Here is a 16,229-nt window from a genome sequence, read left to right as displayed (position 1 = left end):
GTCACGGCCTGCGCCGCCGCATCTCCCCGGCCGTCTCGACGAGGATCTCGAGGAACACCGCCGTGGGCGGCGGCACGGTGCTGCCGTGCGGGGTTGCCGCCGCCACCACGCGCGGGGACACGTCGTCGCGGTGCAGCGCGACGAAGCGCACGTCGGTGCGGCCCGCGTGCGCCGCGAGCCACGGCACCGCCGTGACGCCGAGTCCGGCGGCGACCAGGCCGAGCTTCGCCACCCAGTCGGCCGCGACGAGCTGGATCCTGGGACGGAAGTCGGCGCGCCGACCCTCGCCGAGCAGCGTGTCGTCGACGAGGGTGGTCCCGGCGATCCACGTCTCCTCCGCGAGGTCGGCGAGCCGGATCGTCCTGCGGTGCGCCATCCGGTGCGCCCGGGGCAGGGCCACGAACAGCGGGTCCTCGGCGAGCGGGTGCAGGTCGACCCGTGGCGCGTCGTCGTCCCGCCAGGGCGTGGTGACCACCGCGAGGTCGATCTCACCCGCGGCCAGACCGGCGAGGTGGGCGCTCGTACTGCCCTCGGTCAGCGCGAGCGAGACGTCCGGATGCCGGTCCTTGAAGGCGGCCATCGCGCGGGGGATCAGCGCGGCGTTCGCGTTGGGGAACGCGCCGACGCGGAGCCGTCCCGCCCGCAGCGACCGCAGATCGCCCAGCTCGAGGCGCGCCGCGTCGAGGCGGTCGAGCGCGACCGTGGCGTGGGACAGCAGGCAGTCACCCGCCGCGGTGAGCCTCGTGCCGCGCGCAAGGCGGTCGAAGAGGGTGACGTCCAGCTCGCGTTCGAGCCCGGAGACCTGGCGTGACACCGCCGACTGCGTGTAGCCGAGTGCGCGGCCCGCGGCCGTGAACGAGCCGAGACGCGCGATCTCACGGAACACCTGGAGCGCGCTGGTGTCCATGACGCCTCCTCTCGGGTATGCGTTCTTCGCATGGCAGGCATGCTGATGAATCGTTTGTCACATGCTATGACGTGTCTCTAGCGTGGCGACGGCAACCGACGAGAGGAGAGCCGTGACCGAGGTCGCGTTTCTGGGACTGGGACGGATGGGTGCGCCGATGGCGCGCCGGCTGGTGGAGACCGGGCACGAGCTCGTGGTGTGGAACAGGACCGCGTCGCGCGCGAAGCCACTCGTCGACGACGGGGTGGAGGTTGGGCGCCGCGCCGCGGACGCGGTGGCCGACGCGGACGTCGTGCTCACGATGCTGGCCGATCCCGCGGCCGTGCTCGCGGTGGTGGACCAGATCGCGGGCGGGATGCGTCCGGGGTCGTGCCTGGTCGACCTGTCCTCGATCGGGCCCGGGGCCGTCGCCGAGGTCCGCCGACGGCTGCCGGAGTCCGTGGGGCTGGTCGACGCGCCGGTGATGGGCAGCGTCGACCGCGCGGCCATCGGCGGGCTGACCGTGCTCGCCGGCGGCGACCGGGCGGACCTCGACCGCGTCGACGCCCTCCTCGCTGACCTCGGACAGGTCGTCCGGTGCGGCGCGCTCGGCCAGGGCGCGGCGACCAAGCTCGTGCTCGCGACGGCGATCTTCGCCGCGGTGCCGCTCGTCGGGGAGGCGCTACGGCTCGCCCGGTGGCTGGGCGTCGACCACGAGCAGGTGACCGGCCTGCTCGCGACGTCACCGGTCGGTGGGGTGGTCGCGCGAGCGGCGTACGAGCCCGCCGAGTTCGCGGTCGACCTGGCCGCGAAGGATCTCGCCCTCGCCGTCGCGGCCGTGCCCGACCTCACGATCACGGCGGCTGCCGAGGCGAGGCTGCGCGGCGTTGCCGCCCGCGGTCTGGGTGACCACGACCTCCGCCACGCCGTTGAGTCCATCCGGGCGGGCGACTGACCGTCGAGGGATCCGCTCCGCTCAGTTGTCGAACGGGAGCAGGAGGGTGCGGAGCAGGGACGCCAGGGTGGTGCGCTGAGCGTCGGTGAGCGACGCGAGCAGTGTGCGTTCCTCGCGGAGCAGGTCGGCCATCACCGAGTCGGCCGTCGTCCGGCCGCGAGCGGTGAGTCTGATGCGCGCGCCCCGGCCGTCGCGCGGGTCGGGGTGCCGCGACACCAACCCGGACGCGGCGAGCCGCTGGATGCGGTTGGTCATCGTCCCCGAGGTGACGAGCGTCGCCTTCAGCAGCTCGGAGGGGCTGAGCTCGTACGGAGGGCCGGCGCGGCGCAGCGTCGTGAGGACGTCGAACTCCCACACCTCGAGGTCGTGGCCGTCGAGCACCGTACGGCGCGCCAGGTCGAGGTGGCGGGCCAGCCGGGAGACTCGGCTGAGGACGTCGAGCGGCGCGACGTCGAGGTCGGGGCGCTCACGGCGCCACGCCTCGACGAGCCGGTCGACCTCGTCCTGCATCCAGCCATCTTGACATCAAGAGACCTGCTCCGGGCAGCGGGCACCGTACTTCGCGCCTGTGCCTACCTGCGGGTGCGGCGTGAGCGCATGTAGTCGGCCACGACGGCGGGGCCGAGGCCGTCGACGTCGGGAGCGACGACGCGACCGCCGCTGCGGCGGGCGACGACGTCGACGAACGCCTCCAGCCGGGGCTCGTCACCGAGGCGGAAGACGGTGAGCGAGGCGCCGAGCCGTGCGAGGTCGTCGACGGCGCGCAGCGTGAGCCCCAGCGTCACCGGCAGTGGCGGGTAGCTGAACACCGCCTCGCCGTCGCGCTCCAGATGGGCGGTCGGCTCGCCGTCGGTGACGACGAGCACGAGCGGCTGCGCACCCGGATGCCGGCGGAGGTGCTGCCCGGCGAGCAGCAGCGCGTGATGCAGGTTGGTGCCCTGCTCGTACGCGCCCTCCAGGCCGGTCAGCTCGCCGAGCCGCAGCGACTGCGCGTACCGCCCGAACCCGATCAGGCTGAGCGCGTCGCCGCGGAAGCGGGTGCTGACGAGGTGGTGCAGCGCGAGGGCGGTGCGCTTCATCGGCACCCATCTGCCCTCCGCGACCATCGACCACGACGTGTCGACGCAGAGCGCGACGGCGGCCTGGGTCCTGCGCTCGGTGTCGACCACCTCGATGTCCTCGGGGAGTAGCCGCACGCCCGGCCCGTCGCCCTCGGTGCCCGCGGACGCCGTGCGGAGGATCGCGTTGCGCACCGTCGCCGTCGTCGCGAACGGCTGCGCATCGCCGAACTGCCACGCCCTGGTCGCGCCCGTGACCTCGCCCGCCGCGCCTGCCGAGGTGTCGTCGTGCTCGCCGCGGTGGGCGGCGAGGTCGCTGACGAGGTCGCGGAACGCCGTCTGGCCCAGCCGGCGCAGCGCCTTCGGCGACAGCAGCAGGGAGCCGTCGGGCGCGCGGTCGAGTAGGCCGCGCCGCGACAGCTCGCGCTCGAGGTCGCGCAGGGCCTGGACGTCGACGGCTGCCTCGTCGCCGAGCTGGCGGGTCAGCGCCTCCAGGTCGATGTCCTCGAGCGATGCCCCCGGGTAGGTCTGGCCGAGCTCCTCCGACAGCGCGTCGAGGTCGGCCAGCTCCTGCATCGCGTCGGTGCCCTCGCCCATCCCGAGCGGGTCCTGCCCACGGAAGCGTTCGCCCGACTCCCAGTCCTCGCCGGGTCGCGCCGCGCGGAGCCTGGCGTCGAGCTCGGCGAGCTGGCCGGCGAGCCGCTGGTCGCCGAACGCCTGCGCCGACAGGGCGGCGAGCTCGGCGCGCTGCTCCGCCGTGAGCGAGTTCATCATCCGTTGCGCCGCCGCGGCGCGCGCGGCGAGCGCGTCGATCAGCTCGTCGACGTCGCGCGGGTTCTCGGGGAAGAACTGCCCGTGCTCGGCCATGAAGTCGTCGAACCGCTGCGGGACGTCGTCGTCGCCGCGGGCATGCGCGGCGAGCAGCTCGTTGAGGTCGTCGAGCATGCGCTGGATGCGCTCGACGTCCTGCGGGGTGGCCTGCTCCAGCGCCTCCTTCATCCCCTGGAACCGCGACTCGAGCAGGTCCTGGCCCATCAGCCGCTGGATCTCCTCGTACGCCTCGCGCGCGTCGGAGGAACGCCAGTCGTACGACGCGAGCTCGCGGACGGCCTGCGCGGTCGACGGGGGGAGCGCGCCGAGCTGCATCTCGCGGAACCGGGCGTCGTCGGACGTGTCGCGCGCGAGCGCGGAGCGCTCGGCGTCGAGCGCGCGGTCGAGCAGGCGGCGGACGTCCTGCAGGGTGCCGTCGAGCCGGTTGCCGCGGGTCAGCTCGCGGCGGCGCCGCCACAGCCGCGCGTTGAGGTCGTCGAGTCCGCGCCTGCCCTCGACACCGCGGCGGAGCAGCTCACGCAGGGCCGCCCTGACCGACGAGCCGTCGAGCACGTCGCGGCCGATGGCGTCGATCGCCTCGCGGAGGTTGGCCGGACGCGCGAGCGGATCGGGTCCGCCGTGCCAGCGTCCGTACGCGTAGCGGGAGGTGTCGCGCGTGCTCACGTCCTCGACGCTACGTCGCGGATCGCCCGACCGGTAGCTCGCGGGGCGGCCCTATCCTTTGGCGATGAGCAGATCGGCAGAGGGTTTCGGGATCGACATCGGGGGCACCGGCATGAAGGGTGCGCCGGTCGACCTCGACAAGGGGGAGTTCGCCGAAGAGCGGCACCGCATCTCCACACCGCACCCGTCGACGCCCGACGCCGTCGCAGGCGTGGTCGCGGAGATCGTCGACCACTTCGGCAAGCACGCGGGTGACCGGCCGATCGGCATCACGGTGCCGGCGGTCGTCCAGCGCGGCGTGGTACGTACCGCCGCGAACATCGACCAGGCATGGATCGGCACCGACGCCGAGGGCCTGTTCGGCCGCAGGCTCGCCAGCGAGGTGCACGTCGTCAACGACGCCGACGCCGCGGGTGTCGCCGAGGTCAGGTACGGCGCCGCGCGCGGCACCACCGGCCTCGTCCTCGTCGCGACGCTCGGCACCGGGATCGGCACGGCGCTCCTGCTCGACGGTGCGCTCGTCCCCAACAGCGAGCTCGGCCATATCGAGATCGATGGCCACGACGCCGAGGACAGGGCCGCCGCCAGGCAGCGCGAGCAGGAGGACCTGTCGTGGGAGGAGTACGCCGAGCGCCTGCAGCGGTACTTCGCCACCATCGAGGACCTGCTCTGGCCCGACCTGATCGTCGTCGGGGGCGGCGTCAGCAAGCGGTCGGACAGGTTCCTCCCGCTGCTCCACCTACGCGCGCCGATCGTCGCCGCCCAGCTGCACAACACCGCGGGGGTGGTCGGCGCCGCCGCGGTCGCCTCAGAACGTTCCGGCTGAGCGCGCGTCGCCCAGGGTCCGACACGTGAGGGGCACCCTCACCGTGCGATGACACGGTGAGGGTGCCCCTCACGTGCTCCAGGTCCAGGCTGGGCCGACCCGCCTCAGAGGTCGTCGAGCTCCGGGTCGGCGCTGAACACCGCGCGTCCCTCGTCGTCGGTGTCCTTCGCCAGTCGCCGGGCGAGGTAGAGCGACTCGCACGCGAGCTCGACGGCGGCCGCGACGTGTCCCGGCGGGTCGCCCTCGCCGACACCGAGCCGCTGCAGCGCGCCGCTCACCACGCTCGCGGACGACAGCGCGCCGACGACCTCGCTCGCGGGGACCGTGGCACCGGTGACGACCCGGTCGCCCGTGGCGACCGCCTCGACGAGCGGCGTCAGGTCGACGCCTGCCAGGCGCGATCGTGCCGTGTCGGCGACGGACCTGCGCAGCAGGTGGGTGAGCAGCTCGTCGACGTCCTCGTCGTCGGACGCCTCCAGTCCGCTCTCGAACTCCAACTTGCCGCGCAGCACGGCCGGGATCGTGTCGAGGTCGACGGGACGCGCGACGGCCTCGTCCTCGCCGGTGAGCGCGGACCTGCGCAGGGCCGCGGCGGCGACCGTCTCGACCGCGGCGATCGCGAAGCGCGCGGAGACGCCCGACCGCTGGTCGACCTCCGGCGTCTCGCGCAGGTGCCGCGCGAACCTCGCCGCCACCTCGACGAGGTGGTCGGGGACGTCGGCCACGACGTCGGCCTCCTGGGTGATCAGCGCGATCTCGTCGTCGAGCTCGTTCGGGTAGTGGGTACGGATCTCCGCGCCGAACCGGTCCTTCAGTGGCGTGATGATGCGGCCGCGGTTGGTGTAGTCCTCGGGGTTGGCGGACGCGACGAGCAGGACGTCGAGCGGCAGCCGGAGGATGTACCCGCGCACCTGGATGTCGCGCTCCTCCATCACGTTGAGCAGCGCCACCTGGATGCGCTCGGCGAGGTCGGGCAGCTCGTTGATGGTGACGATGCCACGGTGTGCGCGGGGCACCAGGCCGTAGTGGATGGTCTCCGGGTCGCCGAGGCTGCGTCCCTCCGCCACCTTGACGGGGTCGACGTCGCCGACGAGGTCGCCGACGGAGGTGTCGGGCGTGGCGAGCTTCTCCGCGTACCGCTGCGACCGATGCACCCAGGTGACCGGCAGGTCGGCGCCGAGCTCGGCGGCACGGCGACGCGACGCGGGCGTGATCGGCTCGAACGGGTGCTCGGCGAGCTCGGCGCCGGCGATCGCCGGGGTCCACTCGTCGAGCAGCTGGGCGAGGCTGCGCAGCAGCCGCGTCTTGCCCTGGCCGCGCTCGCCGAGCAGGACGACGTCGTGTCCGGCGATCAGGGCGCGCTCGAGCTTCGGCAGCACCGTCTCGCCGAACCCGACGATGCCGGGCCACGGGTCACGGCCCGCGCGGAGCGCGGCCAGCAGGTTGTCGCGGAGCTCGGCGCGCACGCCGCGCAGCTCGTGGCCGGCGGCACGCAGCTCGCCGACGGTCTTCGGCAGGTCGGCAGGGGGCGAGGGGATGGCTGTCACAGCTACGAAACTACGTCGCGATTCGACGGATGTCAGAAGACGGATGTATCTTGATGTCGAGATACTTGCCCGAGGGGTCCGGAGGACGCCGTGCACTGGGACGCGACGCAGTACGACAGGTTCACCGACGACAGGTCCCGGCCGTTCCACGACCTGGTCGCCCGGGTCGGCGCCGGCGATCCGACGTACGTCGTCGACCTCGGCTGCGGTACGGGTCACGCGACCGCGACACTCGCCGACCGCTGGCCGGGGGCGCGGGTGGAGGGCGTCGACGCCTCTGCCGACATGCTCGCTTCGGCGCAGGCGTATGCGAAGGACGGGCGGCTCGCGTTCACCCGCGGCGACCTGACGACGTGGACGCCGCGCGAGCCGGTCGACGTGGTCGTCTCCAACGCGACGCTCCAGTGGGTGCCGGAGCACGCCGACCTGCTGCCGCGGTACGTCGAGTGGCTGTCGCCCGGCGGCTGGCTCGCCTTCCAGGTGCCAGGCAACCATCGCGCGCCCGCCCACCTCCTGCTCCGCGACCTGCGCCTGTCCCCCCGCTGGCGCGACCTGGTCGGCGACGGTGCCGACCGGCACCTCGTGGTCCGCGAGCCCGACGCGTACCTCGACCTGCTTGGCGGGCTCGGTTGCACCCTCGACGTCTGGGAGACCACGTACCGGCACGTCCTGCCGGGCGACGACGCCGTCCTGGAGTGGATGAAGGGCACCGGCCTGCGTCCCGTGCTGAGCCGTCTCGACGAGGCCGACGGCGCGGAGTTCCTCGACGAGTACGGCGCCCTGCTCCGCGAGGAGTTCCCCCGCAGGCCGTGGGGCACCGTCCTCGCGTTCCGCCGCATCTTCGTCGTCGCGCACACCTGACGGGTCGGAGGAGGGGGAGCCTCAGGCGCCGCGGAGCTCGATCTGGTCGCCGGTCGCCACGCCCAGAGCGTGCGCGGCGCTGCCCTCGTTGACGGCGAGCTCCAGGGCGCCGGTCGACTCGACGTAGAGCACCATCGTGCCGGGCGGCACGTCGCCGTACGACCTCGTCCGCAGGGCGCGGGTGGTGCCGCCGGGGACCGTGATCTTGAGCTCGACCACCCCGGACAGCCCGGCGCGGTCGAGGTCGTCCGGATGGGCCGCGAGCTGCAGGTTGCCGAACGTGTCGACGTCGACGACCTCGGCGGACAGCATGCCGGCTCCGGTCACGACCCGCGGCGGCGGCAGCCGGACGAGCGACTCGGGGTCGACGTCGACGCCGAAGTCGGACAGCGGCGCGCCGGCGGCGAGCCGGCCGGCGCACGGTGCGAACACGTCCCTGCCGTGGAACGTCGCGGACACCGGGTGCAGGAACCACTTGTCGACGGTGAGCGTGACGACCTGGTCGGCGCCGCCGAGCGCCGCGGCGGCGCCGACGAGCAGGCCGTTGTCCGGGCCGACGAGCACGCTGTCACCCGCCCGCAGGGCCACGGCCCTGCGATCGGTGCCCACGCCGGGGTCGACGACGGCGAGGTGCACCGCCGGCGGGAACCACGGCACCGCGCGGGCGAGGACGGCCGCGGCCCGCCTGACGTCCTGCGGCGGCACGCCGTGGCTGACGTCGACCACCCGTGTGTGTGGCGCGAAGCGCGCCAGGACGCCCTTGCAGATCGCAACGTACGCGTCGTCGAGGCCGAAGTCGCTGGTGAACGTGACGAGGTCGTACCGGTGGACGGCATGGCTGCCGGCCCTGCTCGCGCCGTCGGTCATTCTGCCGGGAGCGTCGGTGGCAGTGGCAGGCGGTGACCGGTGCGGTCGAAGACGTCGGCACCGCCGTTCATGACGAACTCGGCGGCACCGACGGCCAGGGTGAGAGGAGAGGACGCCCGCGACGTCGGGTCGGCGGTGAGCTCGGTCACCCAGACCGGCGGGTCGATGCTCGCGGCCTCGGCGGTGCCGATGAAGGCCGCGAGTTCCGCGTCGCTCTCGACCTTCGCCGGCTCACCGACGAGCACATGGCGCTCCCGCACCTTGCCGACCAGCTCGGCCGTCGGCGGGTCGGACGTGACGGCGAAGAAGGACAGGGGTGTGCTCGGCGCGTCGGCGGCGTCGTCGATACGGTCGGGCCCCGTCGCGACGAGGTCGCCGTCGCAGTACGCCCAGCCGCCGCAACGCGTCACGATGCCCTCGGCGAGAGCCGTCATCACCGTCGACCCGGCCTGGCCGCTGTCGGCGGGCGTCGTCAGCGTGACGAGCCACAGCGGCAGCTCCTCGGGCGCGATCTCGGCGCCGTCGACGAGGTCGTCGACGTCCTCGCTGTCGGCGAGCACCTCGGGAGCCTCGAGGAAGCAGACCGCGCCGTCGTCGGTCTCGATCGTGCCCGGCCAGTCGCCGTACGCGTCCAACAGGACCCGCGCCCCCGGAACGCCGCAGGCCGTCGCCAGTTCCTGGATCATCTCCGGCGTCGGTTCCCTGCGCGTGCAGGCCTGCATGTCCACGCTCACGATTCGCTCCCCTTGTGCCCTCGACCGTCGGCCTCCCAGTGTGCCGTGTCCACCCAGTCGAGCGCATGCCCTGCGTGCGCGAAGATGTACGTAAGGTGAGGGCGCCCGCTCGCGTCGGGTCACACCTCGACGTTGCGGTGAACCGGTTTTCTCGACCCCTGGCGACAGCAAGGTGCCCGTCATGCGCTCACGACGAAGCCACGACGGTCGCTCCGGTCGCGTGCGAGCAGTGCTCAGCAGTGCCGGGCCAGCGAGCCGGTCTGCGGGTTGGTGATCCCGATGACCGCGGCGGCGGCGAGGGTCGCTGCCTGCGGGAGGTCCGCCCAGGTGACCGCGACGACCGCGGCCATCGCGAGCGAGTTCGCGGCCGCGGCGACGAGGCCGACCCTGCGGTGCCCGTGCCTGTCGGCGAGCACCCCGATCGCGGGCCCTCCTACGGCGCACCCGACGCTCCACGCGGCGACCGCGAGTCCCGCGGCGGCGTAGCTCCCGGCGGCGGACGCCACGAGCAGGAGCATGCCCATCGGCACCATCGCCTGCGGCAGTCGGGCGACGAAGCCCGAGACCAGGAACGACCAGCCGGCGGTGGCCGGCAGTCGGCGCAGCGAGGTGCGGGCGGTAGGGGCGGGTGAGGCGAGGGTGGGCATCGTGCACGCTCCCGGGTATGCGGCGGGAGCGCGCCTCCCCATCCCAAGCGCGCCGAATGCCCTACGACGCCCTCATCGTACGTGCCTATCGCCGGTCGCCCCACACCCGCTGGGGTCCCCGGTCGTGGTGCTCACCCCCTGTTGGGGTCCCCGGTGCGTCAAGCAGGGTGCTGAGCTCTATCGGCGGATCGAGGGCTGGGTCACCGGCATCGTGGAAGGCGCACTGGTGTCCGAGTCCTGACGCGATACCGTTGGAGCCGAGCAAGGTAGAGGTATCGAGCGCAGTCACGCGTTCGTGAATCGCAATCCCGGGTCGTCCAAGGGCAGGACCGCGTCTTTTGGTGGCGCTGATGGGGGTTCGAATCCTCCCCCGGGAGCTGTAGGCGGCCGGTCACGGCGGTCCACCCAGCCCTGGCGCTCGCGGGCGGCGTGGGTATTCTCGGTGGCGTCGTACGACTCGCCAGCCATCGACGAGGAGTTCGCGCGTGAGCGCTCGCCCGCCGGTCGTCGTGGTCCTCGCCGCAGGCGAGGGCAAGCGGATGCGTTCGCGAACCCCCAAGGTCCTCCACCCCCTCGCCGGCCGCAGCATGCTCGGTCACGTCGTGGTGACCGCGCGCGGTCTGGCGCCCGAGCGGGTTGCCGTCGTCGTGGGGCACGGGCGTGACCAGGTCGTCCCGCATCTCGCCGAGATCGACGCCGACGCGCTGCCGGTCGTGCAGGCCGAGCAGCGCGGCACCGGCCACGCGGCCCGGCTGGCGCTCGAGGCGCTGCCGGCGACGGATCCGGACGCTTCCGTGCTCGTCGTCCCCGGCGACGCCCCGCTGCTGACCACCGACACGCTTGCCCGGCTCGTCGAGCGGCGCGACGAGTCCGGCGCCGCCGTGGTGCTGCTGACGGCGGAGATGCCCGACCCGACCGGGTACGGCCGGGTGATCCGCGATGCCGACACCGGCACGGTCGACCGTGTCGTCGAGCACAAGGACGCGAGCGACGAGCAGCGGCAGGTCACCGAGTGCGCGGTGTCGGTGTACGCGTTCGACGGCCCCTACCTCGCGGCGGCGCTGTCCAAGCTGACCACCGACAACGTCCAGGGCGAGGAGTACCTCACCGACGTCGTCGAGATGGCACGCGTGGAGGGCCGCGCGGTCGAGGCGGTCGTCGCCGCCGACCACCGCGAGACGCTCGGCGTCAACGACCGGGTGCAGCTCGCCGCCGCGGGCCGGATGCTCAACGACCGGCTCCTCGACCACTGGATGCGGGCTGGCGTCACGGTCGTCGATCCCGCGACGACCTGGGTCGACGCCGACGTGACCCTCGAGCCCGACTCCTCGCTGTACCCGATGACCTGGCTGCGCGGCCGCACCCACGTCGCGAGCGACGCCGAGGTGGGCCCGTCCACCACACTGCTCGACACCCTCGTCGGTGAGGGCGCCACCGTCGTGAGTACGCACGCCGTCGGCGCCGATATCGGGCCACGTGCCGCCGTCGGGCCGTGGACGTATCTCAGGCCGGGCGTGCGACTGCGTACGGGCGCCAAGGCGGGCGCGTTCGTCGAGATGAAGAACGCCGACGTCGGTGTGGGTGCCAAGGTGCCGCACCTCAGCTATGTGGGCGACGCGGAGATCGGCGAGCACAGCAACATCGGCGCCGCCACCGTGTTCGTCAACTACGACGGCGTCGAGAAGCACTTCACCAGGATCGGCGACCACGTCCGCATCGGCAGCGACACGATGCTGGTCGCGCCGATCGAGGTCGGCGACGGTGCCTACACGGCCGCGGGCTCGGTGATCACGTCCGACGTCCCGCCGGGAGCGATGGCGGTCGCGCGGGGGAAGCAGCGCAACGTCGAGGGGTGGGTCGAGCGTCGGCGGGCCGGCACGAGGTCGGCCGAGGCCGCGCGTTCGGCCAGGGAACGTGCGGCGAGTACCGCCGACGAGGATGCAGGAGAGACTGGGGAAGGAGCGCCGGGGTGACGACGGTATGACCGAGCAAGGGGGGCGTTCGATGTCAGGGATCAAGAAGACCAGCCAGAAGCAGCTCATGGTCATCTCTGGCCGGTCGAACCGGGAGCTGGCCGAAGAGGTCGTCAAGCATCTCGGGATCGAGCTCACCCCGACCCAGGTGTACGACTTCCCCAACGGGGAGATCTACGCGAGGTTCGACGAGTCGGTGCGCGGCTGCGACGCGTTCGTGCTGCAGAGCCACTATGACCCGATCAACGAGCGGATCATGGAACAGCTCATCATGGTCGACGCGCTCAAGCGCGCATCCGCCAAGCGCATCTCCGTGGTCACGCCGTTCTACGGCTACGCCAGGCAGGACAAGAAGTCGCGCGGCCGCGAGCCGATCAGCGCCCGGCTGATGGCCGACCTGTTCAAGACCGCGGGCGCCGACCGGCTGATGGCCGTCGACCTGCACACCGCGCAGATCCAGGGCTTCTTCGACGGGCCCGTCGACCACCTGTGGGCGATGCCCGTCCTCGCCGACTACCTGCGCGACAAGCTCGATCCGAACGAGTGCACGGTCGTCTCGCCCGACGCCGGCCGGGTCCGGGTGGCCGACCTGTGGTCGGACCGGCTCGGCATGCCGCTGGCGATCATCCACAAGCGACGCGACCCGTACGGCAAGGAGCGCGACGTCTCCGTGCACGAGGTCGTGGGCGAGGTCGAGGGCCGCACCTGCGTGATCGTCGACGACATCATCGCGACGGGCGGCACGATCGTGAAGGCGGCCGAGGCGCTGATGGCCAACGGCGCCCGCGACGTCGTCGCCGCGGCCACGCACGCGCAGCTGTCCGGCCCGGCGGTCGACCGGTTGAAGAACTCGCCGGTCTCCGAGATCGTCCTCACCAACACGTTGCCGATCCCGGAGGAGAAGCGGATCGACAAGCTCACCGTGCTGTCGATCGCACCGCTGATCGCGAGCGCGATCAGTGCCGTCTTCGACGACGGCTCGGTCACCAGCCTCTTCGGCGGCCACTCCTAGTCGCCTGCTCTCGCGGAGTGAGGCACTGCTGCACATCGTGATTCGGGGGTTCCCATCGGCTGCAGCATGTGGGAACCCCCGAATCACGATGTCAAGACACGGCCAGGTCGTCCCAGTGTCAGTCGGCCTGCCGGGTCAGGCGCGGCGTGCACGGGCGGAGTAGCCGAGGCGCGTGGACAGCTCGCCGGCGGCCGTCGCGGCCGCGGCGCCGAGCTCCTGCAGCCGCTTGCGCGACACCCGCTGCTCGGGTCCGGCCACCGACAGCGCCGCCACCGGCCATCCCCGGTAGTCGAGCACCGGGGCGCCGACGCCCCTGATGCCCGGCTCGTTCTCCGCGTCGTCGACGCTGTAGCCGCGCCTGCGGCAGCGACGGAGCTCGGCGCGCAGCTCCTCGGGCTTCGTCACCGTGTTGGCGGTGCGTGACGGGATGCCCGTGCCGAGCACGTGCGCGACGACCTCGTCCGACGACCAGGCGAGGATCGCGCGGCCGAGCGCGCTGGTGGCCGCCGGGTTGCTCCTGCCGATGGCCGAGTGCATCCGGACGGCGTGCGGGCTGTCCATCTTCTCGACGTAGACCACGCGATCGTCGTCGAGCACGCCGAGCGCACAGGTCTCGCCGGTCTCGTCGGTGAGGCCGCGCATGAGGTCGCGGGCCTCCGACCGGATCTCCACCGAGTCGAGGTAGGCCGCGCCGAGCTCGAGACACCGCCTGCCGACCCGCCAGCGACTGCGGTCGCCGATGCGTACGACGTGCAGGTCGGCGAGCACCGACAGCAACCTGTGCACGGTCGGCTCGGGCAGCTGCGCCCTGACGGCGAGCTCGGCGAGCGTGAGTCCGTCAGGCGACTCCGCCAGGACGTCGAGCAGGCCGAACGCGCGAACGAGGTTGCGCGCGGGGGCGGTGCGGGTGTCGTCCTGCGTCACGTCTGCCTGCTCCCGGGTGTGCGCGGGTACGGGTCCGGAGCCGCCATCATGACCCACTGCCGAGGTACGTGTGGGCCAGGCGGGTGTACAGCCGCTCGGCCTCGTCGAGCTGCGACACCCCCACGCACTCGTTCGGGCCGTGCGCGACGGAGAGCCACCCGGGGCCGAGTGCGGCGACGGTCGGGACGCCGCCGTGGATGAAGTACGTGGCGTCGGTGCCGCCTGGGTACGCCGCGAGCGGAAGCGTGCGGCCGAGGACCTCGGCGCACGCCGACTGCGCCGCGGCGACGACGGGATGGTCGGCCGCGATATGCGCCGGGTCCATCCAGCCGAGCGACCCGTCCGCGTACCGGAGGTGCCAGCTCACGTCGCGCGGGATCGCCTCGGAGAGGAGCTGCCTGAGCTCGCGGTCGAGCACGTCGCGGTCCATGCCGGGCACCAGCCGGATGTCGCTCTTGACCACCGCGTCGCCCGGGTGGACGCCGTAGAAGACCCCGCCCGAGATGCCCACGGCCGGGTTGACCGTCGGGGCGCACGGGATCCCTGAGGGGCGCGACACGGTCGGCTCGAACGACGCCAGTGCCGTGACCGCGTGGGCGGCGGCGACGGTCGCGCTGGGCGCGAGCCGATCGGACAGTCCGCTGTGGCCCTGCTGGCCCTCGACGATGACCTCGAAGCAGCAGATGCCGCGCGAGATGACGTACAGCGCCTCCCACGGATCGCGTACGCCGGACGGCTCGCCGATCACGATGGCGTCGGCGTCGACGAGGCCGCGCCGTGCGAGTTCCCTGGCGCCGTGCTCGCTGCCCGCCTCCTCGTCGGCGGTGAGGATCAGCGACAGCCGGCCGCGGGACGCGGTATGCGCCCACGCCTCCGCCGCCCGCAGCATGGCGGCGACGCCGCCCTTCATGTCCGAGCTGCCGAGCCCGTACGCCAGGTCGCCGTCCACCACGAGCTCGAGTGGTGGTGTGCGCCAGGCTCTCGCCGAGTCGCCGATCGGCTTGGTGTCGAGGTGACCCGACAGAGCGAGGTGCGGTCCTTCACCGGCGTCGGCGGTGACGAGGACGTTGCACCGTCCCGGAGCCGTCTCGACGACGGTGACCGCGAGTCCGCGCTCCTCGGCGTACGAGGCGACGAAGCCCGCGAGCCGCTCCTCGCCGACGCCGGGGTTCTGGGAGTCGATCGCCACCATCGCGGCGGTCAGCTCCAGCGCGGACGGATTACCCATCGACAAGTCTTGACACAGAGTTCTCCTTCTTGTCTAGTCTTTGAAACCAACTTCCAAATTTGTCTCACGCAGGTCGAGTCGATGCGAGGAGACGCCATGAGGCGGCAACACCGGGGGTCACGACCACGGGGTGCGCGCTGGCGGCTGCTCGCCGCCGGCCTCCTCACCGTCGGCCTGACGGCGTGCTCCATGACCCCGCCGGGCGGCGCGGACGACGCGGGCTCGCAACGTCCAGCAGGTGGGGGCGGCAAGCCGGTGATCGGTGTCTCCGCGATCGACCTGACCTCGCCGTTCTTCGTCGGCATGCGCGAGGCGGGTGAGAAGGCGGCCGACGACTACGGCGTCGTCACCACGTGGCAGAGCGCGGAGGGCAGCGTCGAGCGTCAGGTCTCGACCGTGCAGAACTACGTCAACCAACGCGTCGACGCGATCCTGATCGACCCGCTCGACAAGAACGCGCTGCGTCCGGCGATCGGGCGCGCCACGGCCGCCGGCATCCCGGTGGTCACGATGGGGAACAAGGTCCGGGCCGACGGCAACCACAGCACGCTCTACCAGGACGCCGACAACATGGCGATGGTCGCGCGCGCCACCGGCGCCGAGCTCGGCGGCAAGGGGCAGGTGGCGCTCCTCGTCGGCGCGCGGGGCAACTACGTGTCCGACCTGCGCGAGAAGGCGTTCCGCGAGTCGCTCGCGCGGCACTACCCCGACGTCGACCTCGTCTCCGTGCAGCCCACGGCCTTCGACGCTCGGCGTGCCTCGAACACCACGGTCACCTGGATGACGACGTACCCGGACCTCGACCTCGTCGTCTGCATCAGCGATCCGCTGTGCCTGGCGGCGAAATCGACCGCGACCTCACTGAAGCGGCCGGACCTGAAGATCGCCGGCCACGACGGCGAGCAGGACATGCGTCCCCTGCTCGAGGACGGGTCGATGGTGATGGACGTGCTCACCGGCGCGGGCCGCGTCGGGTACTGGAACGTCGCCGTCGGCGCGCGCCTCGCCAAGGGTGAGGAGCTGCCGCGCGACCTCTACCTGCGCTCGTACTTCGTCACGACGGACGACACCGCCACGCACCTCGCCGGTCGCGGCGTGAGCTTCCCCCACGTCTCGCCCTCCCGTGCGGCGGGGCTCGCCGAGGCGTACGGGCAGGAGTTCGGCCCGGACGAGCCGGCGTCGGCCATGACGGTCTCGACCTCCTAGGCACAGGCAGG

General features: G+C 72.6%; 15 protein-coding genes and 1 tRNA gene. 7 read left to right on the top strand and 9 right to left on the bottom strand.

The features are described from left to right. Position 1: 1 nt before the first annotated feature. Positions 2-907, bottom strand: a complete 906-nt coding sequence (locus tag GEV10_01510; protein MQA77155.1) for a LysR family transcriptional regulator — start codon at positions 905-907, stop codon at positions 2-4. A 112-nt stretch (positions 908-1,019) separates the two neighbouring features. Between GEV10_01510 and GEV10_01505 the strand changes: the two genes are divergently transcribed. Beyond that, positions 1,020-1,841, top strand: coding sequence for an NAD-binding protein (locus GEV10_01505; protein MQA77154.1), 822 nt, complete (start codon positions 1,020-1,022; stop codon positions 1,839-1,841). Between the two features lie 21 nt (positions 1,842-1,862). On the opposite strand, the gene GEV10_01500 is transcribed toward GEV10_01505, so the two are convergent. Next, a complete protein-coding gene (locus GEV10_01500; protein ID MQA77153.1) occupies positions 1,863-2,351 on the bottom strand; it encodes a MarR family transcriptional regulator in 489 nt (162 codons plus the stop codon). A gap of 62 nt (positions 2,352-2,413) precedes the next feature. Continuing rightward, positions 2,414-4,393, bottom strand: coding sequence for a hypothetical protein (locus GEV10_01495; protein MQA77152.1), 1,980 nt, complete (start codon positions 4,391-4,393; stop codon positions 2,414-2,416). Positions 4,394-4,457: 64 nt separating this feature from the next. Between GEV10_01495 and GEV10_01490 the strand changes: the two genes are divergently transcribed. Beyond that, on the top strand, positions 4,458-5,219 hold the full coding sequence (locus tag GEV10_01490; protein MQA77151.1) for an ROK family protein: 762 nt from the start codon (positions 4,458-4,460) through the stop codon (positions 5,217-5,219). 104 nt (positions 5,220-5,323) lie between these two features. Here the strand turns inward: GEV10_01490 and GEV10_01485 are convergent, their stop codons facing one another. Next, positions 5,324-6,757: a magnesium chelatase gene (locus GEV10_01485; GenBank protein MQA77150.1), complete on the bottom strand. Its 1,434-nt coding sequence runs from the start codon at positions 6,755-6,757 to the stop codon at positions 5,324-5,326. Positions 6,758-6,856: 99 nt separating this feature from the next. Between GEV10_01485 and GEV10_01480 the strand changes: the two genes are divergently transcribed. Next, the gene (locus GEV10_01480; GenBank protein MQA77149.1) at positions 6,857-7,627 is read left to right on the top strand and encodes a trans-aconitate 2-methyltransferase; all 771 of its coding nucleotides are present in this window, start codon (positions 6,857-6,859) and stop codon (positions 7,625-7,627) included. Positions 7,628-7,648: 21 nt separating this feature from the next. Here GEV10_01480 and GEV10_01475 read toward each other — a convergent pair whose 3' ends face one another. The 3 genes from GEV10_01475 to GEV10_01465 form a co-directional block, all read right to left on the bottom strand. After that, positions 7,649-8,494, bottom strand: coding sequence for a hypothetical protein (locus tag GEV10_01475; protein MQA77148.1), 846 nt, complete (start codon positions 8,492-8,494; stop codon positions 7,649-7,651). Then, on the bottom strand, positions 8,491-9,228 hold the full coding sequence (locus tag GEV10_01470; protein ID MQA77147.1) for a hypothetical protein: 738 nt from the start codon (positions 9,226-9,228) through the stop codon (positions 8,491-8,493). The genes GEV10_01475 and GEV10_01470 overlap by 4 nt, the downstream gene beginning before the upstream one ends. Before the next feature lie 233 nt (positions 9,229-9,461). Further along, a complete protein-coding gene (locus GEV10_01465; GenBank protein ID MQA77146.1) occupies positions 9,462-9,875 on the bottom strand; it encodes a hypothetical protein in 414 nt (137 codons plus the stop codon). Between the two features lie 306 nt (positions 9,876-10,181). Here GEV10_01465 and GEV10_01460 point away from each other — a divergent pair. From GEV10_01460 to GEV10_01450, 3 genes are all read left to right on the top strand, one after another. Continuing rightward, positions 10,182-10,252 (top strand) — tRNA-Gln (locus GEV10_01460). A 108-nt stretch (positions 10,253-10,360) separates the two neighbouring features. After that, the gene (gene glmU / locus GEV10_01455; GenBank protein ID MQA77145.1) at positions 10,361-11,848 is read left to right on the top strand and encodes a bifunctional UDP-N-acetylglucosamine diphosphorylase/glucosamine-1-phosphate N-acetyltransferase GlmU; all 1,488 of its coding nucleotides are present in this window, start codon (positions 10,361-10,363) and stop codon (positions 11,846-11,848) included. 31 nt (positions 11,849-11,879) lie between these two features. After that, positions 11,880-12,860: a ribose-phosphate diphosphokinase gene (locus GEV10_01450; protein ID MQA77144.1), complete on the top strand. Its 981-nt coding sequence runs from the start codon at positions 11,880-11,882 to the stop codon at positions 12,858-12,860. Between the two features lie 135 nt (positions 12,861-12,995). On the opposite strand, the gene GEV10_01445 is transcribed toward GEV10_01450, so the two are convergent. Further along, entirely contained in the window at positions 12,996-13,841 is an 846-nt protein-coding gene (locus tag GEV10_01445) for a helix-turn-helix domain-containing protein (GenBank protein ID MQA77143.1), read from the bottom strand. Next, the gene (locus GEV10_01440) at positions 13,831-15,012 is read right to left on the bottom strand and encodes a M20/M25/M40 family metallo-hydrolase (protein MQA77142.1); all 1,182 of its coding nucleotides are present in this window, start codon (positions 15,010-15,012) and stop codon (positions 13,831-13,833) included. The genes GEV10_01445 and GEV10_01440 overlap by 11 nt, the downstream gene beginning before the upstream one ends. 81 nt (positions 15,013-15,093) lie before the next feature. On the opposite strand from GEV10_01440, the gene GEV10_01435 reads away from it, so the two are divergent. Next, positions 15,094-16,218, top strand: a complete 1,125-nt coding sequence (locus GEV10_01435) for a substrate-binding domain-containing protein (GenBank protein MQA77141.1) — start codon at positions 15,094-15,096, stop codon at positions 16,216-16,218. Positions 16,219-16,229 lie beyond the last annotated feature (11 nt).

The sequence above is a fragment of the Streptosporangiales bacterium genome, from assembly GCA_009379955.1.
Classification (GTDB): Bacteria; Actinomycetota; Actinomycetes; order Streptosporangiales; family WHST01; genus WHST01.
The sequence above is the reverse complement of the archived record's forward strand: the minus strand, read 5'-3'. Positions and strand labels throughout refer to the sequence as shown.

Coding starts and splice junctions, on each gene's coding strand:
- GEV10_01465 (MQA77146.1), bottom strand. CDS start 9,875: ATGCCCACCCTCGCCTCACCCGCCCCTACCGCCCGCACCTCGCTGCGC.
- GEV10_01475 (MQA77148.1), bottom strand. CDS start 8,494: ATGACCGACGGCGCGAGCAGGGCCGGCAGCCATGCCGTCCACCGGTAC.
- GEV10_01440 (MQA77142.1), bottom strand. CDS start 15,012: ATGGGTAATCCGTCCGCGCTGGAGCTGACCGCCGCGATGGTGGCGATC.
- GEV10_01435 (MQA77141.1), top strand. CDS start 15,094: ATGCGAGGAGACGCCATGAGGCGGCAACACCGGGGGTCACGACCACGG.
- GEV10_01500 (MQA77153.1), bottom strand. CDS start 2,351: ATGCAGGACGAGGTCGACCGGCTCGTCGAGGCGTGGCGCCGTGAGCGC.
- GEV10_01510 (MQA77155.1), bottom strand. CDS start 907: ATGGACACCAGCGCGCTCCAGGTGTTCCGTGAGATCGCGCGTCTCGGC.
- GEV10_01490 (MQA77151.1), top strand. CDS start 4,458: ATGAGCAGATCGGCAGAGGGTTTCGGGATCGACATCGGGGGCACCGGC.
- GEV10_01450 (MQA77144.1), top strand. CDS start 11,880: ATGTCAGGGATCAAGAAGACCAGCCAGAAGCAGCTCATGGTCATCTCT.